Genomic DNA, 19219 nt, shown 5'->3' with positions numbered 1-19219 from the left:
GGCGCAATCTCCCGTTTTGGGAGATTTTAGTCAGGATCGGTACTGCTCGCAAGTACCGTCTAGGCGCTGCGCTCCAGCAGATCATGCAACTCGACGAACTGCTGGGTCAGTTTGTGCCGTGGCTCCAGGTGGATCAGCGGCAGGCTGGCATGGTGGGACTCGCGCATCTTCACCGAGCTGCCCAGGTAAACCGGCAGCACCGGCAGGCCTTCGGCCAGCAGCTCGTCGAGCATCTGCTGGGGCAGGCTGGCCCGTGACTGGAACTGGTTGACCACGATGCCCTCGACCACCAGCTCGTCGTTGTGGTCTTCCTTGAGTTCGTCGATCTCGGCCAGCAGGCCGTACAGCGCCTGGCGCGAGAAGCTGTCGCAATCGAAGGGGATCAGTACGCGATCGGCAGCGATCAGCGCGGAAACCGCGTAGAAGTTCAACGCTGGCGGCGTATCGATGTAGATCCGCTCGTAGTCTTCATCCAGCTCGTCGAGCAGTTTGCGCAGCTTGTTGATCTTGTGCTTGGCCTCGAGCTTGGGCTGCAGGTCGGCCAGCTCCGGGGTGGCGGTCACCACGTGGAGGTTGTCGAAGGGGGTTTCGTAGATGTCGACCTTGTTCTTCTTGGCGAACGGCCCGCTGGACAGCGACTGCTTGAAGAAGTCGGCGATGCCCATGGGAATGTCGTCGCCGGTCAGGCCGGTGAGGTACTGGGTCGAGTTGGCCTGGGCATCCAGGTCGATCAGCAGGGTCCGATAGCCTTCGCTGGCACTGACCGCCGCAAGATTGCAGGCAATGCTCGACTTGCCCACGCCACCTTTCTGATTGAACACCACGCGCCGCATGACAGACCTCCGTGTATCAACGAATGCCCGAGTATGTGGCGCCGCACCGCTTATGGCCAGCACTTCACTCAAGTTGGGCGGCCAGCGACCGACAACCTGTCACTGACCAGCCGTCGGAAAACCCTTACGCAGCAGATTCGATTCGATACTTCTGCGCAAATGCAATGTCTGACTGACAGGAATGTAACGACTAATTGCTACACACCTCCGTCACCGGGATAATGCGCGCCACTCGGCAAAGCGCCACCCCGCAAGGTCTGTGTTCCGAGTCATCCCCAAGGCAAGGAAGTCCCACAGGGCGGGAAGTAACAAGCACCGTGATCACCTTTGATATCAGCCAATGGCGCGCCTGGGCGCCCGGCCTGCAGACGCCCGACGACTGGCAGTCCTGGGCCGACCATGACCTGCACCCATGCGCCGTGGAGCAGGTACCGGACGTCTCGTTCCTGCCCGCCATGCAACGCCGCCGCCTGAGCCCGCTCGCACGCATGGCGTTCGCCGTGGGCTGGCCACTGGCCGAGGGTTGCGAACCGATGCCACTGGTGTTCGTCTCGCGCCACGGCGAAACGCCGCGCACCTTCTCGATCCTCAGCGACCTGGCCGCACAGCAGCCGCTCTCGCCCACCCAGTTCAGCCTCTCGGTGCACAATGCCGTGATCGGCCTGTGGTCGATCCTGCGCGGCGAGACGTGCGAGATGACCGCCCTGGCCGCGGCCGGCGACGGTTTCGAGCAAGGCCTGCTGGAAGCCGCGGCCTTGCTGCGCGAAGGGGCGCCGGCGGTGCTGCTGATCATCGCCGAGGAACAACCGCCGTCGGTCTACGGCCCCTGGATCGACGATGTGCCATTTGGCTACGCGCTGGCATTGCGCCTCACGCCTGGGCGACAATGGCAACTGGCACTAGGCCACCCCTCATCGCCCGATGCTCCCCGCCCCGCGCTGCCCCACGCCTTGAGCTGGCTGCAAGCCACGCTGGGCGGTGCCCGATCCCTTTCCCACACCTGGAACCGCCGCACATGGAACTGGCAACGACAGCCATAGAGCGCCCCCGGGACGCCTACCTGTGGCGCCTGCTGGCAACCGCCCTGAGCTTTGGCCTGTTCGGCCTGGGTGGTCTGTGCCTGCGTCTGCTGGTGTTCCCCTTGCTCGCCTGCCTGCCGGGTGACGCCACGCGCCACCGCCAGCGCGCCCGGCGCACCATCGGCTGGCTGTTCTGGCGCTTCATCCGCTTCATGCAGGTGACCGGCGTGCTCACTTATGAGATCAAGGGTGCCGAGCGCCTGGGCAGCCCCGGGCAGATGATCATTGCCAACCACCCCTCGCTGATCGACGTGGTGTTCCTCATCGGCCTGGTGCGCCAGGCCAACTGCGTGGTCAAGCACAGTCTGTTCGCCAACCCGTTCACTCGCGGCCCGGTGCGCGAGGCCCAGTACATCGGCAACGACGGCAGCATGGACATGCTCGACAGCGCCGTCGCCGCCTTGCAGCAAGGCCAGCCGCTGATCATCTTCCCCGAAGGCACGCGCACCGCGCCCGGCCATGTCCCCGCCTTTCATCGCGGCGCCGCGGCCATCGCCCTGCGGGGTGCGAAGATCATCACACCCGTGACCATCCGGGTCAGCCCCACCACCCTGACCAAGAACGAGCCCTGGTACCGCATTCCCTGGCGCCGTGTGCACTTCTGCCTCAGCGTCGGCGCCGACATCGACCTCCAGGCCTTCGCCGCCATGGGCCCGGCGCCGATCGCGTCGCGCCAACTCAACGATTTCCTGCACCAGCACTATACAAAGGAGCTCGCCGCCGATGAGCGATCCACAGCAAGACCTGAACCGTGACCTCAAGCAACTGATCATCGACGCCCTGGGCCTGGAAGACATCAGCGTGCAGGACATCGACGACCAGCAGACCCTGTTCGGCGAAGGTCTGGGCCTGGACTCGGTGGACGCCCTCGAGCTCGGCCTGGCGATCCAGAAGCGCTACGGCATCAAGATCGACGCCGACGCCAAGGACACCCGCAACCATTTCAGCAACGTCGCCACCCTCGCGGCGTTCGTCACCGCTCGTCAGGCAGCCTGAGACCGCACCATGCAAACCCGTGAAGACATCTTCAACATCCTGCGCGACGCCCTGGTCGAGCTGTTCGAACTGCAACCGGCCAGCATTTCCCTGGAGTCCAACCTGTACCAGGACCTGGAAATCGACAGCATCGACGCCGTCGACCTGATCGACCACATCAAGCGCCAGACCGGCAAGAAGATCGCCGCCGACGACTTCAAGTCGGTACGCACCGTGGGTGACGTGGTCGAGGCGGTGCACCGCCTGGTCAACCCGGCGGCATGAAACGCCTGATCGGCCTCGGCCTGCTGCTGGCCGGGCTGCTGTACCCCTTCGCGGTGCACTTCGGCATGGCCCATTTCGCCCCCTGGCAATTCGGCCTGCTGCTCGGCGGCCTGTGGCTGGCCCGTGCCCTGAGCACGCCGCGCCGCCCAGGCAGCCTGTGGATGGCGCTGGCGGCGCTGGCGTTCTGCGCCCTGCTGGGGCTGTCCGACAGTCCGCATCTGCTGCGCTGGTACCCGGTGCTGATCAGCGCCTTCATGCTGGCCCTGTTCGGCGCCAGCCTGCTGCGCGGCATGCCGGTGGCCGAACGCCTGGCGCGCCTGCGCGAGCCCGATCTGCCGCCCCATGCGGTGCGCTACACGCGGCGGGTGACGCAGGTGTGGTGCCTGTTCTTCCTGGCCAATGGACTGGTCGCCGCGGGCCTGACCCTGTGGGCGCCGCTGGCCTGGTGGACCCTGTACAACGGGCTGATCGCCTATGCCGCGATGGGCCTGCTGTTCGCCGTCGAATGGCTGATAAGACAACGTGTGCGAGGACGCTCATGAACTGGATCAACCTCGAACACCTGCTGCGCCCGCTGGACGCCCCGCGCCAGGTGACCCACGCACCATCCCTGGACCACGCCCAGCTCAGCCTGCAGGCCCTGCGCCTGGCCGGCGGCCTGCGTGAGCGCGGGATCCGCCGCCTGGCCGTGCACCTGGAAGACGCCGCGTCGCTGGCCATCGCCCTGCTCGGCGCCTGGCGCGCTGGCGCCGAGGTGCTGCTGCCCGCCGACCTGCAACCCGCCACCCGTGAGCGCTGGCAGGCCCAGGTCGACCTGTGGCTAAGCACCGACGAGCAGCTCGACGACGTGCTGGGCGAGGCCCTCGCTCCTGCCGACCTCGATCTCGACACCTGCCGCATCAGCCTGTGCACCTCCGGCTCCAGCGGCGAGCCCAAGCGCATCGACAAGCAGCTGCGCCAGCTGGCCAACGAGGTCAATGCCCTGGAGCAGCTCTGGGGCAAGGACCTCGGCACGGCCTGGATCATCGGCAGTGTCGCCACCCAGCACATCTACGGCCTGCTCTTGCGCGTACTCTGGCCACTGTGTGCCGGGCGCGGCTTCGAGCGCCGCCAACTGCCATTTCCCGAAGACCTGCAACGCGCCAGCCGCGAGCACCCGGCGTTCGCCTGGGTGGCCAGCCCGGCACTGCTCAAGCGCATGGGCGACAACCTCGACTGGCCGGCCCTGAGCCCGGTGCGCAGGGTATTCTCCTCCGGCGGTGAACTGCCGCCAGCCGCCGCCGAAAGCCTGCAACAACGCCTGGGACAATGGCCCACCGAGATCCTCGGCAGCTCCGAGACCGGCGGTATCGCCTGGCGTCAGGGCGAACCGCTGTGGCAACCCTTTGCCGACGTGCAGTTGAGCCAGGATGAACGGGGCGCCCTGCGCATCGCCTCGCCCTACCTGCCCGCCGGTCACGTCGAGCAGAGCGCCGACGCCGCCGAGTTCAGCGACGACGGGCGCTTCCGCCTGCTCGGCCGGCTGGACCGCATCGTCAAGCTCGAAGAGAAACGCATCTCGCTGCCCATGCTCGAACAGGCCCTGTGCGCCAATGCCTGGGTCGCCGAAGCACGCCTGGGGGTGATCGAGGAAGGCCGCGCCTACCTCGGCGCCCTGGTAGCCCTGACCCCGGCCGGGCTGCACGCCCTGCGCAACCAGGGCCGCCGCGCCGTGATCGACGGCCTGCGCCAGCACCTGGCCGGCCATTGCGAGGCGCTGGCCCTGCCACGCCGCTGGCGCCTGGTGCGCCAGTTGCCTCTCAATACCCAGGGCAAGCTGCCCCAGGCCGATCTGCAGGCGCTGCTGCTGGCCTCGCGCAGCATGGCGCCGGAGGTGCTGGAGGTGCTGGAGCACAGTCGACAAGGCGAAGAGCTGCACCTGCGCCTGGCGGTGCCCCTGGATCTTGCCTGCTTCCCCGGTCACTTCCCGCAGACGCCCGTGCTGCCGGGCGTGGTCCAGGTCGACTGGGCGCTCGCCCTGGCCACGTCGCACTTGCACCTGGCCCAGCGCTTTGCCGGCATGGAAGTGCTCAAGTTCCAGCAACTGGTGCGCCCCGGCGACGAGCTGCTGTTGACCCTGCGTTTTGATGCCGAGCGCGGCAAGCTGTACTTCGCCTACGCCTGCGCCGGGCAGCCCTGCTCCAGCGGTCGCATCGTGCTGGAGGCCGCCTGTGCATAAGCCTTGCGCGGTGATCCCGGTGTACAACCACGAGCAGGCGCTGCCCAAGGTGGTCGACGACCTGCTGCGCGCCGGCCTGCCCTGCGTGCTGGTCGACGACGCCAGCCACGCGGCCTGCGCCCGGGTACTGGGCCAGCTGGCCGAGCGCGACGACGTTCACCTGGTCACCCTGGCGGTCAACCAGGGCAAGGGCGGCGCGGTGATGGCCGGCTTGCGCGAAGCCGCGCGGCTGGGCTTCAGCCACGCCCTGCAGGTGGATGCCGACGGCCAGCACGACCTGACCGATGTCAGCCACTTCCTGACCCAGTCGCAGGCTTATCCACAGGCGCTGGTGTGCGGTTATCCACAGTACGATGCCAGCGTGCCCAAGGGCCGCCTGTATGCCCGCTACCTGACCCACGTGTGGGTGTGGATCAACAGCCTGTCGCTGCGCATCCCCGATTCGATGTGCGGTTTTCGCGTCTACCCGCTGCCCGCGACCCTGGCGCTGATCGACAGCGTCAGCCTTGGTCGGCGCATGGATTTCGACCCGGAGATCCTGGTGCGCCTGGCGTGGCGCAACCAGCCGATGCGCTGGTTGCCGACCAAGGTCCATTATCCTCAGGACGGCCTGTCGCACTTCCGTCTGTTCCACGACAACGCACTGATCTCGAAGATGCACGCCAAGCTGTTCTTCGGCATGCTCCTGCGCGCCCCGCTGATCCTCTGGCGCAGGTGGCACGCATGAGCGAGCGTCCGCAACACTGGGCCGAGCACCAGGAACGCGGCAGCTTCTGGCTGATGAAGCTCACCGCCACCCTGGCCCGCCTGCTCGGGCGGCGCGTGCTCAGCCCGCTGATCCATGTGATCGTCGCCTACTTCTTCGTCTTCGGCGGCCGCGCCCGGCGCAGCGCCTGGCAGTACCAGCAGCGCTTGCACCGCTGGAGCGCCGGCCAGGTCCAGGCCCCCGGCCAGTGGCGCGTATTCCGCCAGTTCATGTCATTTGCCGAAGCCCTGCTGGACAAGCTCGACGTATGGAATGGCCGACTGGCCCTGTCGCAGATCGACATCGTCGACCCGGCCAACCTGCGCCAGCAGTTGCGCGGCGAACGCGGGCAAATGCTGGTGGGCGCACACCTGGGCAACCTGGAAGTATGCCGGGCCCTGGCCGAGATCGGCGAAAAAGTGACCATGAACGTGCTGGTGCATACCCGCCATGCCGAACACTTCAACCGCCTGCTGGGTGAAGCCGGGGCCAGCCACCTGCGGCTGATCCAGGTCAGCGAGCTGGACCCGGCGGTGATGCTGCAACTGTCCGAGCGCCTGGAGCGCGGCGAGTGGCTGGCGATCGCCGGCGACCGTGTGCCGCTGCATGGCGGTCGCACCGTGGAGGTGGACTTCCTCGGCTACCCGGCGGCCTTCCCCCAGGGGCCGTGGCTGCTGGCCGGGCTGCTCGGCTGCCCGCTCAACCTGCTGTTCTGCCTCAAGCTTCAGGGCCGCTACCAGGTCACCCTCGAGCCGTTCGTCGAGCGCCTGCAGTGGCGCCGTGGCCAACGCGACGCGGTGATCGCCGAATGGGCCGCCCGCTACGCCGAACGCCTGGGCCACTACTGCGCCCAGGCGCCGCTGCAATGGTTCAATTTCTACCCCTTCTGGAAGACCGATGACGATGCATCCGCATGAGCCTGTAACCTTCGGCGCAGCGCCGCTGGCGATCGAAGACGTCCTGGCCCTGGCCGAGCGCCGCGCGCCGTCGCGCCTGCAGGCTGACGCCGCCTACCGCGAGCGTATTGCCCGTGGCGCGCGCTTCCTCGACACCTTGCTGGACAAGGAAGGGGTGATCTACGGCGTAACCACCGGCTACGGCGACTCCTGCGTGGTGGCCGTGCCGCTGGAGCACGTCGAGGCCCTGCCCCGGCACCTCTACACCTTCCACGGCTGCGGCCTGGGCCGGCTGCTCGACGCGCCGGCCACCCGCGCCGTGCTGGCGGCGCGCCTGCGCTCGCTGAGCCATGGCGTGTCCGGCGTGCGCCTGGAGCTGCTGGAACGCCTGCAAGCGTTCATCGAGCACGACATCCTGCCGCTGATCCCCGAGGAAGGCTCGGTTGGCGCCAGCGGCGACCTGACACCGCTGTCCTACGTGGCCGCGGCCCTGTCGGGCGAGCGCGAAGTCATGTACCAGGGCGAGCGCCGCAGCAGCGCCGACGTGCACCGCGAACTCGGCTGGCAGCCCCTGGTGCTGCGCCCCAAGGAAGCGCTGGCGCTGATGAACGGTACTGCGGTGATGACTGGCCTGGCCTGCCTGGCCTTCGCCCGCGCCGACTACCTGCTCAAGCTGGCCACGCGCATCACCGCGCTCAATGTCGTCGCCCTGCAGGGCAACCCCGAGCACTTCGACGAGCGCCTGTTCGCCGCCAAGCCGCACCCCGGCCAGACCCAGGTCGCCGCCTGGCTGCGCCAGGACCTGGCCATCGAGGCCCCGCTGCCACCGCTGCATCGCCTGCAGGACCGCTACTCGCTGCGCTGCGCGCCCCATGTGCTGGGCGTACTGGCCGACAGCCTGGGCTGGCTGCGCAGTTTCATCGAAACCGAACTCAACAGCGCCAACGACAACCCGATCATCGACGGTGATGCCGAGCGCGTGCTGCACGGCGGGCACTTCTATGGCGGGCACATCGCCTTCGCCATGGACAGCCTGAAGAACCTGGTGGCCAACGTCGCCGACCTGCTCGACCGCCAGCTCGCCCTGCTGGTGGACGTGCGCTACAACCACGGCCTGCCGAGCAATCTTTCGGGCGCCGAGGCCGAGCGCGCCATGCTCAACCACGGTTTCAAGGCCGTGCAGATCGGCGCCAGTGCCTGGACCGCCGAGGCACTCAAGCAGACCATGCCGGCCAGCGTGTTCTCTCGTTCCACCGAGTGCCACAACCAGGACAAGGTAAGCATGGGCACCATTGCCGCCCGCGACGCCCTGCGCGTGCTGGAACTGACCGAACAGGTTGCCGCCGCCACCCTGCTGGCCGCCAACCAGGGGGTCTGGCTGCGCCAGCGCCTGGCCGACGCGCACGCCCTGCCGCCGGCCCTGGCGCAGATGCACGCGGCCTTGCTGGAGGACTTCGCCCCGGTCATCGAGGACCGCGCCCTGGAGCAAGACCTGCGCCTGTGCCTGGCCCGTATCGGCCAGCGCCACTGGAGGCTGCATGCGTAATCCCGGGGTGTTCCACGTCGACAGCGAGATCGTCGTGCCGTTCTTCGACGTCGACAGCATGCACATCGTCTGGCACGGCCACTACGTCAAGTACCTGGAAGTCGCCCGCTGCGCGCTGCTCGACAGCCTGGAGCACGACTACCTGCGCATGCAGGCCAGCGGCTATGCGTGGCCGGTGATCGACCTGCAACTGCGCTACATCCGCGGCGCCACCTTTGGCCAGCGCCTGACCGTGCGCGCCAGCCTGGTGGAATGGGAAAACCGTCTGAAGATCCACTACCTGATCAGCGACGCCGCCAGCGGCGAACGCATGACCCGCGCCAGCACCGTGCAGGTGGCGGTGCACATCGAAAGCGGCGAAATGCAACTGGCCTCGCCCCAGGCGATGCTCGATGCCGTTGCCAAGGTGCTGCCATGAGCGCCGCGCTGTGCACTGGTATTGCCAGCCTCTTCGCGGGTAAACCCGCTCCCACAGGCACCGCGAAACCTGTGGGAGCGGGTTTACCCGCGAAGGTCCCGACACTGCTCGCCCTGTTGCTGCTGTTCATCAGCCCCCTGACCCTGGCCTTCACCCTCGACGACCTGCAAAAGCAGCTCAGCGAACCTGCCGTGGTCAGCGGCCCGTTCATCCAGGAAAAACACCTGCGCGCCCTGCCCCAGCCACTGACCAGCAAGGGCCGCTTCGTCCTGGCCCGCGACCACGGTCTGCTCTGGCTGCTACAGACCCCGCTGAGTCAGGACTACCGCATCGACGCAAAGGGCATCGCCCGCCGCGACCCGAGTGGCTGGCAAACGTTACCCGCACGCAGTGCCGGCGCCGAACAGAACCGCCTGTTCTTCGCCGTGCTGCAAGGCGACAGCAGCGGCCTGCAACGCGATTTCGAACTGGCGCTTTCAGGCGACGCCGCGCACTGGCAATTGCGCCTGACCCCACGCTCGCTGCTGCTCAAGCAAATCTTCACCCGCATCGACATCGCCGGCGGTCGCTATGTCGAGCGCATCGAACTGAGCGAAACCCAGGGCGACAGCACCGTGCTGCGCATGCCCGAAAGCCGTGGTGCCAGCGCCCTCAGCGACGCGGAGCGCAGCGATTTTGCCGACTGAACGCCTGCTGCCGTGCCTGTTCGCGGGCCTGCTGCTGATCATGCTTGCCGTGGCCGGCTGGCAATGGCATCGCGGTGCGCCGCTGTCGGCCGACCTGATGACCCTGGTGCCCGGCGCCACCCAGGACCCACTGGTCAAGCAAGCCGAGCAACGCATGCAGGAGCCGCTCAACCGCGAGCTGCTGGTGCTGGTCGGCCATTCCCAGCGCGAGCAGGCCGTCGCCCTGGCCCAACGCCTGGCCGGTCAATGGCAGGCCAGCGGCCTGTTCGAGAAGGTGCAATGGAGCCTGCAGACCGACCTGCAAGCGCTACGCAGCCAGTTGCTGCAGGGCCGCGTGGCCATGCTCTCGACCCACGACCGGCAATTGCTGGCCGAGCAGCCCGACACCTTTGTCGAGCAACGCCTGCAAAGCCTGTTCGACCCCTTCGCCGGCTTCAGCCTGGTGGCCAGCCAGGATGACTGGCTCGGCTTGAGCGGCCGCATCCAGCAGAGCCAGCCCAAGCCGGTCAACGTGCAACTGGACACCGCCAGCGGCGCGCTGGTGGCCGAAGCCGACGGCCAGCAGTGGGTGCTGCTGCGCGCCCGCACCCTGGGCAACGCCTTCGACATGCACCTGCCCTTGCAGGTGGCCGACCTGCTGGCCCGCGCCCGCGTCGAGGCCAGCCAGCAAGGCGCCCGACTGCTGGCGGCCAGCGGCCTGCTGTATGCCGCGGCCGGCCAGCAACAGGCCAGCCGCGAGATCACCTGGGTCGGCGGCGGCGCCACCGTGGGCATCCTGCTGCTGTTGCTGCTGGCTTTCCGCCGCTGGCGCGTGCTGCTGGCCTTCGTGCCGGTGCTGGTGGGCATGCTGTTCGGCTCGGTGGTGTGCGTGGCGCTGTTCGGGCAGATGCACGTGATGACGTTGGTGCTCGGCTCCAGCCTGATCGGCGTGGCCGTCGACTACCCGCTGCACTACCTGTCCAAGAGCTGGAGCCTGCAACCCTGGCGCAGCTGGCCGGCCGTGCGCCTGACCCTGCCGGGGCTGAGCCTGAGCCTGGCGACCAGTTGCATCGGCTACCTGGCCCTGGCCTTCACGCCGTTCCCCGCGCTGACCCAGATCGCCGCGTTCTCGGCCGCCGGCCTGGTCGGCGCCTATCTCAGCGCCGTGTGCCTGCTGCCGGCGTTGCTCGGCGGTGTCGAGCTGCGCCCGGCCCAGTGGCCACTGCGCGTCGCGCAATGGCTGACCGAACTGCGCGCCGGCCTGCTGCGCCGAGTCCCCAGCGCTGCGCTGCTGGCCCTGCTGGTGCTGTTCTGCGCCGCCGGGCTGTGGCGCCTGGACAGCCGCAACGACGTGCGCCAGTGGGTCGGCAGCCCGCCGCAACTGCTGGAGGAAGCCCAAGCGGTGGCACGCATCACCGGCTACCAGCCCACCAGCCAGTTCTACCTGGTACGTGGCGCCGACCCACAGCAATTGCTGGAACGCCTGGCGGCGCTGTCGGAAAAACTCGACGAGCTGGTCGACCTGGGCAAGCTCAAGGGTTACATGTCCCTCGATCGGCTGGTCGCCAGCCCCGCCGAGCAGACGCGCACGCTGCAGGCGCTGGATCGCCTGCCCGGACACTGGCAACCGCTGCTGGCCCAGGGCGTGCCGGAAACCGCGCTGCTGGCCGAACTCAAGCAATTGCACCAGTTGCCTATCCAGTCCATCGACGATGTCCTCGCCGGCCCCCTGGGCGAAGCCTGGCGCCCCTTGTGGCTGGGCCAGGTGGACCAGGGCGTGGCCGCCATCGTCAGCCTTCAGGGGCTGAACGACACCGCCTTGCTGCGCCTGCAGTCCGAGGGTCTGCCTGGCGTGCAGCTGGTGGACCGGCTGGGTGAGCTGAACCAACTGTTTGCCGCCACCCAGGTCAGCGCCGCCGAGCTCAAGCTGCTGTCGTGCGTGTTGATCCTGGTGTTGCTGGTGCTGCCGTTCGGCCTGCGCGGTGCCTTGCGCATCGTCGCCCTGCCGCTGCTCGCCGCGCTGTGCAGCCTGGCCCTGCTGGGCTGGCTCGGGCAGCCGCTGACGCTGTTCAGCCTGTTCGGCCTGCTGCTGGTGACTGCCATCGGCGTCGATTACGCGATCCTCATGCACGAGCGCGTCGGCGGTGAGGCGGTGAGCCTGCTGGGCACCCTGCTGGCGGCGCTGACCACCTGGCTGTCGTTCGGCCTGCTGGCGCTGTCGAGCACCCCGGCGGTGAGCAATTTCGGCCTGGCGGTGAGCCTGGGCCTGGCAATGAGCTTCATCCTGGCCCCCTGGGCCGCGCCGCGCCAAGGAGCGCACAGCTGATCATGAGCGTGTTGTTGTTCTGGGCCATGGCCCTGCTGCTGTTCGCCCTGGCCTGTGCGCTGGGCAAACGCGTGGGGCTGATCCCGATCGTCAGCCAGCTGCTGCTGGCGACCCTGGCACTGCCGCTGCTGATGCTGCTGTGGGTCGAGCCGCACTGGCAGCTCGACGGCGCCGCGCTGGTCGCGCCGAGCTGGCTCAAGACGCTGTATGGCTGCAGCTTCGCCCTGCTGCTGGGGCATATCCTCAGCGACGTCGCCGAGCTGCGCATCGACCGACAGGCGCTGAAACTCGCCGTGCCCAGCTTCCTGGTGCCCTTCATCTGCGGCCTGGCCTGCGCGCTGTGGTTGCTGGATCAGGGCGGCCTCACCGCGCTGGCCATGGGCCTGGTGTTCGCCATCACCGCGATCCCGGTGTTGTACCTGTACCTGCGCGCCATCGACTACCCACCCGCGGCCAGCAGCCGGCTGCTGCAGGCGGCGATCCTCATCGACCTGGCCTGCTGGCTGCTGCTGGGCCTCGGCCAGGGCAGCCTGCAACCGGGCAGCCTGGCCTGGCCGCTGCTGGCGGCGACCCTGCCCGTGCCGCTGCACTTCGCTGGCCTACGAGCGCCCAGGGTGTATGGCGCGCTGTTCCTGGCGCTGCTGTTCGTCGCCGAGCACTACCGGCTCAATGCCTTGGTCTTCGGCATCGGCTACCTGGCTTGCCTGGCCTGGCTCAAGGTCCCGGTGCGCATGCTGCTGTCCGAGGCCTGGAGCCGCCGCCTGCAGCAAGGCTTGGCAGTGCCGCTGATCCTCACCTACGGCGTGGTGCAGATCGACGTGCACCATGCCCTGCAAGGCTTCGATGCGCTGCAGCTGGCCGCCCTGCTGGCCCTGCCGATCGCCAGCAAGCTGCTGGGCAACTGGCTGGGCCTGTGCTGGGCCGCGCCATCGTTCCCCGGCGCGAGCAAATGGCGCGAGAGCCTGCTGCTGAACATCCGCGGCCTGAGCGAAATCGTCTTTCTCAACCTGTTGCTGCAACAGGGGCTGATCGGCCCGGCGCTGTACTTCGCCCTGATGCTGATGAGCCTGGTTGCCACCCTGATGCCGGCGATGGCCGGCCTGCACCGGATTCCCCTGAATACTGTCCCGACGCCAAGGAGGCCTCATGCCGAACTGTGAACTGCAACAACGCCAGGTGCTGGTGATCGGCGCAGGGCCTTCCGGCGCCATCGCCGCCGCCCTGCTCAAGCGCAAGGGCCACGATGTACTGGTAATCGAGCGCCAGCGTTTCCCGCGCTTCTCCATCGGCGAGAGCCTGCTGTCCCACTGCCTGGACTTCGTCGAGGAGGCCGGGATGCTCGAAGCCGTCGAGGCCGCGGGCTTCCAGCACAAGAACGGTGCCGCCTTCGCCTGGGGCGAGGAATACAGCGCGTTCGACTTCGGCCTCACCTTCTCCCAGGGCAAGCCAAGTACCTTCCAGGTGCAACGTGCGCAGTTCGACCAGTTGCTTGCCGGCCAGGCCCAGGCCCAGGGCGTGGAGATCCGCTATGAGCACGAGATCGTCAGCGTCGACATGGGCGGTGACTGCCCGCGCGTGCGGGTGCGCCGCCCCGAGGGTGACGAATACGAGGTTGAAAGCGCCTTCGTGCTCGACGCCAGCGGCTACGGCCGCGTGCTGCCGCGCCTGCTGGAGCTGGAAGCACCGTCGAACTTCCCGGTGCGCCAGGCGGTGTTCACCCACATCGAAGACCGCATCGACCACCCCGGCTTCGACCGCGACAAGATCCTCATCACCACCCACCCCGAACACCGTGACATCTGGTTCTGGACCATCCCGTTCAGCAACGGCCGCACCTCCTTGGGCGTGGTCGCCGCCGCCGAGCGCTTCGCCGAGGCGCCGGCCGACCTGGACGCCTGCCTCAAGCACTTCGTGGCGCAGACCCCGAGCCTGGCCAAGGTGCTGGCCAATGCCGTTTGGGACACGCCGGCGCGCACTATCGGTGGCTACTCGGCCAACGTCAGCACCCTGCACGGCCCGGGCTTTGCCCTGCTGGGCAACGCCGCCGAATTCCTCGATCCGGTGTTCTCCTCGGGGGTGACCATCGCCATGCGCTCGGCGAGCATGGCCGCCAACCTGCTGCACCGCCAGCTGGAGGGCGAGGCGGTGGACTGGCAGGCCGAGTTCGCCACGCCGCTCAAACGCGGCGTCGATACCTTCCGCGCCTATGTCGAAGGCTGGTACGACGGCAGCTTCCAGGATGTGATCTACCACCCCGGCAGCTCGCCGGAGATCCGCGCCATGATCAGCTCGATCCTGGCCGGCTATGCCTGGGACCTGCGCAATCCGTTCGTCGCCGAACCCCAGCGCCGCCTGCGCACCCTGGCCGAGCTGTGCGCGAGGACGCCAGCATGAGCCAGCAGCCGTACCTGAGCGACACCTACGTCGAAGAAACCCGCATCGGCTTCTGGTTCCTGCGCAGCCACACCTGGCAGCACCATGTGCTGCGCGTGGCCATCAATGACCTGCGCCGCCTGTTCGACGGCGAGCCGCCCCAGGCGCCGGTGCTGCTCGATGCCGGCTGCGGCCAGGGCAAGTCGTTCAAGCACCTGCTGCAGGTGTTCGCCCCGTCGCGCCTGCTGGGCACCGACGCCGACCCGCACAGCCTGGCGCTGAGCGCCGCCGAGGCGCAGCGGCTGGGCGTCGAGGTGGAGCTGCGCGGCAGCGACTGCGCGGCGCTGCAGTTCCCCGACGCCAGCGTCGACATCCTGTTCTGCCACCAGACCTTCCACCACCTGGTGGAACAGGAGAAAGCCCTGGCCGAGTTCTACCGTGTACTCAAGCCGGGCGGCTACCTGCTGTTCGCCGAGTCCACCGAGGCCTACATCGACACCTGGGTAATCCGCTGGCTGTTCCGCCACCCCATGCACGTGCAGAAGAGCGCCGAAGGCTACCTGCAGATGCTGCGTGACCAGGGCTTCGAGTTTGCCGCACGCAACGTGTCCTACCCTTATCTGTGGTGGAGCCGCTCAAAGGACTTCGGCCTGCTCGAACGCCTGGGACTGCGCAAGCCGCCACCGGTTGGCCAGCGCGAGGAAACCCTGGTCAACGTAGTGGCGCGCAAGCCCCTGGAGCAACCATGAAACACCTGCTGGCGCTGTGCCTGTGCCTGCTGCTCGGCGCCTGCGCCGCGCGCCCGCCCCTGCCCGAGACGCTGCCCACGCTGACACTGCCGCGCCAGTTGCACGTGCAGCGCGAGCAGGACGGCCAACGCCAGGACTGGCTGCTGGTGATCCAGGACGAAGACCACCGTCTGCGCTGGTCGCTGCTCGACCTGCTGGGCATCCCCCAGGCGCGCCAGTTGCTCGATGGCAGGCAATGGCAGGCCGACGGCCTGCTGCCGCCCAACCCGGCGGCGCGCGAACTGTTCGCCGCCGTGCTGTTCGCCCTGACGCCGTCCGGGCAACTGCAGCGTCTCTATCCACAGGCCCGCCAGCAGGATCAACGACGCTGGCTGGGCGACCGCTGGCAGGTCAACTATCGGGCCAGCGAGCATTTCACCTTGAACCTGGGCCAGGGCCTGCGTTATGAAGTCAGCCCATTGCCCAGCGAGAACACACCATGACCGCCTATCTCAACGCCCTGGGCCTGGTCTGCGCCCTTGGTCGCGGCCAGGCCGAGGTGGCCGCTCGCCTGTTCGCCGGTGACTGCTCCGGCATGCTGCCCCAGGAGGGCTGGGTGCCGGACCGACGTCCTACGGTGGGTGCGGTCAGTGGCGAACTACCCGCCGTGCCGCTGCCTGAACAGCACAGCCGCAACAACCAGCTGCTCTACTGCGCGGCCTTGCAGATCGAACCGGCGATCCGCCAGGCGATTGCCGATTTCGGCCCGCAACGGGTGGGCGTGGTGCTGGGCACCAGCACCTCGGGAATTGCCGAGGCCAGCGCCGACATTGCCCACTACCTGCACGAAGGTGTGCTGCCAGGCAGCTACCGCTACGACCAGCAGGCACTGAGCGCTCCCGCCGAGTTCCTCGCCGACTGGCTGCAACTGAGCGGCCCGGCCTACGTGATCTCCACCGCCTGCACCTCCAGCGGCCGGGCGCTGCTGAGCGCGCGTCGCCTGCTCGACCTGGGCCTGTGCGACGCTGTGCTGTGCGGGGGCGTCGACAGTCTGTGCGGGCTGACCCTCAACGGTTTCAGCGCCCTGGAGGCGGTCAGCGAACAACGCTGCAACCCGTTCTCGGTGAACCGCAACGGCATCAACATCGGCGAAGCCGCCGCGCTGTTCGTCATGAGCCGAACACGCCCGGTACAGGGGCCTGCCATTGCCCTGCTTGGCGCCGGCGCCAGTTCCGACGCCCATCACATCTCGGCACCCGACCCCACCGGCAACGGCGCCTTGCAAGCCATGGCCAAGGCCCTGGACAATGCCGGCCTGGCCGCGGCGCAGATCGACTACCTGAACCTGCACGGCACCGCCACCCAGCACAACGACGCCATGGAAAGCCTGGCCGTGCATGCTCTGTTCGGCGCCGGCACAGCGTGCTCATCCAGCAAGCCGATGACCGGCCACACCCTGGGCGCGGCCGGGGCGCTGGAGGCGGCCTTCTGCTGGCTGGCCCTGAGCGAACACAACCCGCACGGGCGGCTGCCACCCCATGTCTGGGACGGCCAGCGCGACCCGCAACTGGCGGAGCTGGCCCTGGCAGACGCTGGCCAGCAGCTGCCCCAGGGCCGCCCGCGTCGACTGATGAGCAATTCGTTCGCCTTCGGCGGCAACAACGTGAGCCTGATTCTCGGAGACACTCCATGATTGCCTGGCCATTGGCCGAACTGCTGCCGCATGCCGGCGACATGATCCTGATCGATCAGGTCGACAGCTGCGACGATGAGCAGATCCACACCCGCGTGACCGTCCGCCCCGGCGGGCTGTTCAACCGCGAGGACGGCAGCCTGCCGGCCTGGCTGGGCCTGGAGCTGATGGCCCAGAGCGTGGCCGCCTACGCTGGCTGCCGCGCACGCCGCCTGGACCAGCCGGTGGAGCTGGGCTTCCTGCTCGGCACCCGCAAGTTCGAATGCGATGTCGAACACTTCCCCGCCGGCGCAGAGCTGCGCATCCACGCGCTGCGCTCGCTGGAGGACGACAACGGCATGGGTGTGTTCGAATGTCACCTGCGCGGCCCCGGCATCAACGCCAGCGCCCGCCTGAATGTCTACCGCCCGCCGCAAGTGGCCAGCTACCTGGCCGAGGCGGGCCCTGAGGAGTCACCCCATGACTGACACCATCCTGGTCACCGGCTCCAGCCGGGGCATCGGCCGGGCCATCGCCCTGCGCCTGGCGCGTGCCGGTTACGACCTGGTCCTGCACTGCCGCAGCGGCCGCGCCGAGGCCGACACCGTCGCCGCCGAGGTCCAGGCCCTGGGCCGGCAGGCGCGGGTGCTGCAGTTCGATGTCGCCGACCGCGAAGCCTGCAAGGCCGTCCTGGAAGCCGACGTTGAGACCCATGGCGCCTACTACGGTGTGGTATGCAATGCCGGCCTGACCCGTGACGGCGCCTTCCCGGCCTTGACCGAGGACGATTGGGACCAGGTCATGCGCACCAACCTTGATGGTTTCTACAACGTCCTGCACCCGCTGACGATGCCGATGATCCGCCGCCGCGCGCCGGGCCGCATCGTCTGCGTCACTTCGGTGTCCGGCCTGATCGGTAACCGTGGCCAGGTCAACTACAGCGCCTCCAAGGCCGGCCTGATCGGTGCCGCCAAGGCCCTGGCGATCGAGCTGGGCAAGCGCCGCATCACGGTCAACTGCGTGGCCCCCGGGCTGATCGACACCGCCATGCTCGACGAACACGTGCCGGTGGACGAGCTGCTGAAGATGATCCCCGCCGGGCGCATGGGCACGCCGGAGGAAGTGGCCGGCGCGGTGAACTTCCTGATGTCGCCCGAGGCGGCCTACATCACCCGCCAGGTGCTGGCGGTCAACGGAGGGCTGTGCTGATGCGCCGCGTCGTCGTCACCGGCATGGCCGGCATCACCGCCCTGGGCAACGACTGGGCCAGCATCGCCGGGCATTTCGCCCAGCAACGCAGCGGCATCCGGCGCATGGACGAGTGGGATCGCTACGAGGAGCTCAACACCCGCCTGGCCGGCCCCATCGATGACTTCAAGGTGCCCGGTCACTGGACCCGCAAGCAGCTGCGCAGCATGGGCCGGGTGTCGCGCCTGGCGGTTGCCGCCGCCGAGCGCGCCCTGGCCGACGCCGGCCTGCTCGACGACCCGAGCATCCGCGACGGGCGCATGGGCGTGGCCTGCGGCTCGTCCACCGGCAGCACCGACGAGATCAAGGCCTTCGGCAACATGCTGCTCAACTCGGTGGCCGACGGCCTCAATGCCAACTCCTACGTGCGCATGATGCCCCACACCACGGCGGCCAACATCAGCATCTTCTTCGGCCTCACCGGGCGCCTGATCCCCACCTCCAGCGCCTGCACCAGCGGCAGCCAGGGCATCGGCTACGCCTACGAGGCGATCAAGTACGGGCGCCTGCCGATGATGCTCGCCGGCGGCGCCGAAGAACTGTGCCCCACCGAGGCCATGGTGTTCGACGCGCTCTACGCCACCAGCCTGAAGAACGACACCCCGCACCTGAGCCCGCGCCCCTACGACCTCGACCGCGATGGCCTGGTGATCGGCGAAGGCGGCGGCATGCTGGTGCTCGAGGAGCTGGAACACGCCCTGGCCCGTGGCGCGCGGATCCACGCCGAGATCGTCGGCTTCGGCAGCAACGCCGATGGCCAGCACACCACCCGTCCGGAGCAGGCCACCATGCGCCGCGCCATGGAACTGGCGCTGGAGGACGCAGGCCTCGCTCCCGAAGCGATCGGCTATGTCAACGGCCACGGTACCGCCACCGAGCAGGGCGACATCGCCGAGACCCAGGCCACCAGCAGCCTGTTCGGCCCACGCATGCCGATCAGCTCGCAGAAGAGCTTCCTCGGCCATACCCTGGGTGCCTGTGGCGCGCTGGAGTCGTGGTTCAGCATCGAGATGATGAACAGCGACCGCTACGTGCCCACCCTCAACCTCGACCACGTCGACCCGCGCTGCGGCGAGCTGGACTACCTGCGCGGCGAGTTCCGCGCGATGAACCATGAGCATGTGATGAACAACAACTTCGCCTTCGGCGGGGTCAACACGTCGTTGATCTTCCGTCGCTGGCCCTGACACCCCCACCCTACTGGAGAGAATG

Annotated in this window: 21 protein-coding genes; 20 read left to right on the top strand and 1 reads right to left on the bottom strand. The window is 68.1% G+C overall.

Annotated elements, in window-relative coordinates; genetic code table 11:
* Nucleotides 1-59 precede the first annotated feature (59 nt).
* Nucleotides 60-833 carry a ParA family protein gene (locus LU671_RS03155; protein WP_028688427.1) on the bottom strand — a complete coding sequence of 258 codons (774 nt, stop codon included), beginning with the start codon at nt 831-833 and terminating at the stop codon, nt 60-62.
* Between the two features lie 317 nt (nt 834-1150).
* On the opposite strand from LU671_RS03155, the gene LU671_RS03150 reads away from it, so the two are divergent.
* The 20 genes from LU671_RS03150 to LU671_RS03055 are packed head-to-tail and all read left to right on the top strand — an operon-like array spanning nt 1151 to nt 19194.
* Nucleotides 1151-1873, top strand: a complete 723-nt coding sequence (locus tag LU671_RS03150; RefSeq protein WP_232854931.1) for a beta-ketoacyl synthase chain length factor — start codon at nt 1151-1153, stop codon at nt 1871-1873.
* Entirely contained in the window at nt 1849-2667 is an 819-nt protein-coding gene (locus tag LU671_RS03145) for a lysophospholipid acyltransferase family protein (RefSeq protein ID WP_232854930.1), read from the top strand. Before LU671_RS03150 ends, LU671_RS03145 begins: the two co-directional genes overlap by 25 nt.
* Nucleotides 2636-2908, top strand: coding sequence for a phosphopantetheine-binding protein (locus LU671_RS03140; RefSeq protein ID WP_186711983.1), 273 nt, complete (start codon nt 2636-2638; stop codon nt 2906-2908). The genes LU671_RS03145 and LU671_RS03140 overlap by 32 nt, the downstream gene beginning before the upstream one ends.
* Before the next feature lie 9 nt (nt 2909-2917).
* Entirely contained in the window at nt 2918-3172 is a 255-nt protein-coding gene (locus tag LU671_RS03135; RefSeq protein ID WP_203648434.1) for an acyl carrier protein, read from the top strand.
* On the top strand, nt 3169-3714 hold the full coding sequence (locus tag LU671_RS03130; protein WP_203648436.1) for a hypothetical protein: 546 nt from the start codon (nt 3169-3171) through the stop codon (nt 3712-3714). The genes LU671_RS03135 and LU671_RS03130 overlap by 4 nt, the downstream gene beginning before the upstream one ends.
* Entirely contained in the window at nt 3711-5390 is a 1680-nt protein-coding gene (locus LU671_RS03125; RefSeq protein ID WP_232854929.1) for an AMP-binding protein, read from the top strand. The genes LU671_RS03130 and LU671_RS03125 overlap by 4 nt, the downstream gene beginning before the upstream one ends.
* The gene (locus tag LU671_RS03120; protein ID WP_232854928.1) at nt 5383-6117 is read left to right on the top strand and encodes a glycosyltransferase family 2 protein; all 735 of its coding nucleotides are present in this window, start codon (nt 5383-5385) and stop codon (nt 6115-6117) included. Before LU671_RS03125 ends, LU671_RS03120 begins: the two co-directional genes overlap by 8 nt.
* A complete protein-coding gene (locus LU671_RS03115) occupies nt 6114-7052 on the top strand; it encodes an LpxL/LpxP family acyltransferase (RefSeq protein WP_232854927.1) in 939 nt (312 codons plus the stop codon). Before LU671_RS03120 ends, LU671_RS03115 begins: the two co-directional genes overlap by 4 nt.
* Nucleotides 7033-8577 (top strand): HAL/PAL/TAL family ammonia-lyase, encoded by a 1545-nt coding sequence (locus LU671_RS03110; protein WP_232854926.1) that lies wholly within the window; start codon nt 7033-7035, stop codon nt 8575-8577. Before LU671_RS03115 ends, LU671_RS03110 begins: the two co-directional genes overlap by 20 nt.
* Complete coding sequence (locus LU671_RS03105; RefSeq protein WP_232854925.1) at nt 8570-8995, top strand: acyl-CoA thioesterase; 426 nt, start codon at nt 8570-8572, stop codon at nt 8993-8995. Before LU671_RS03110 ends, LU671_RS03105 begins: the two co-directional genes overlap by 8 nt.
* Entirely contained in the window at nt 8992-9681 is a 690-nt protein-coding gene (locus LU671_RS03100; RefSeq protein ID WP_232854924.1) for an outer membrane lipoprotein carrier protein LolA, read from the top strand. Before LU671_RS03105 ends, LU671_RS03100 begins: the two co-directional genes overlap by 4 nt.
* Nucleotides 9671-11986, top strand: a complete 2316-nt coding sequence (locus tag LU671_RS03095) for an MMPL family transporter (protein ID WP_232854923.1) — start codon at nt 9671-9673, stop codon at nt 11984-11986. The genes LU671_RS03100 and LU671_RS03095 overlap by 11 nt, the downstream gene beginning before the upstream one ends.
* Before the next feature lie 2 nt (nt 11987-11988).
* The gene (locus LU671_RS03090; RefSeq protein ID WP_232854922.1) at nt 11989-13146 is read left to right on the top strand and encodes a sodium:proton antiporter; all 1158 of its coding nucleotides are present in this window, start codon (nt 11989-11991) and stop codon (nt 13144-13146) included.
* On the top strand, nt 13133-14380 hold the full coding sequence (locus LU671_RS03085) for an NAD(P)/FAD-dependent oxidoreductase (RefSeq protein ID WP_232854921.1): 1248 nt from the start codon (nt 13133-13135) through the stop codon (nt 14378-14380). Before LU671_RS03090 ends, LU671_RS03085 begins: the two co-directional genes overlap by 14 nt.
* Nucleotides 14377-15108, top strand: coding sequence for a class I SAM-dependent methyltransferase (locus LU671_RS03080; RefSeq protein WP_232854920.1), 732 nt, complete (start codon nt 14377-14379; stop codon nt 15106-15108). The genes LU671_RS03085 and LU671_RS03080 overlap by 4 nt, the downstream gene beginning before the upstream one ends.
* Nucleotides 15105-15590: a hypothetical protein gene (locus LU671_RS03075; RefSeq protein WP_232854919.1), complete on the top strand. Its 486-nt coding sequence runs from the start codon at nt 15105-15107 to the stop codon at nt 15588-15590. The genes LU671_RS03080 and LU671_RS03075 overlap by 4 nt, the downstream gene beginning before the upstream one ends.
* Nucleotides 15587-16780 (top strand): beta-ketoacyl-[acyl-carrier-protein] synthase family protein, encoded by a 1194-nt coding sequence (locus tag LU671_RS03070; RefSeq protein ID WP_232854918.1) that lies wholly within the window; start codon nt 15587-15589, stop codon nt 16778-16780. Before LU671_RS03075 ends, LU671_RS03070 begins: the two co-directional genes overlap by 4 nt.
* Entirely contained in the window at nt 16777-17247 is a 471-nt protein-coding gene (locus LU671_RS03065; RefSeq protein ID WP_203648469.1) for a hotdog family protein, read from the top strand. The genes LU671_RS03070 and LU671_RS03065 overlap by 4 nt, the downstream gene beginning before the upstream one ends.
* A complete protein-coding gene (gene fabG, locus LU671_RS03060; RefSeq protein WP_203648471.1) occupies nt 17240-17968 on the top strand; it encodes a 3-oxoacyl-ACP reductase FabG in 729 nt (242 codons plus the stop codon). The genes LU671_RS03065 and fabG overlap by 8 nt, the downstream gene beginning before the upstream one ends.
* A complete protein-coding gene (locus LU671_RS03055; RefSeq protein ID WP_232854917.1) occupies nt 17968-19194 on the top strand; it encodes a beta-ketoacyl-ACP synthase in 1227 nt (408 codons plus the stop codon). Before fabG ends, LU671_RS03055 begins: the two co-directional genes overlap by 1 nt.
* Nucleotides 19195-19219: the final 25 nt, after the last annotated feature.

Origin of the sequence: Pseudomonas sp. NMI760_13, from assembly GCF_021283245.1 — a bacterium.
Taxonomy (GTDB): Bacteria; Pseudomonadota; Gammaproteobacteria; order Pseudomonadales; family Pseudomonadaceae; genus Aquipseudomonas; species Aquipseudomonas peradeniyensis.
The sequence above is the reverse complement of the archived record's forward strand: the minus strand, read 5'-3'. Positions and strand labels throughout refer to the sequence as shown.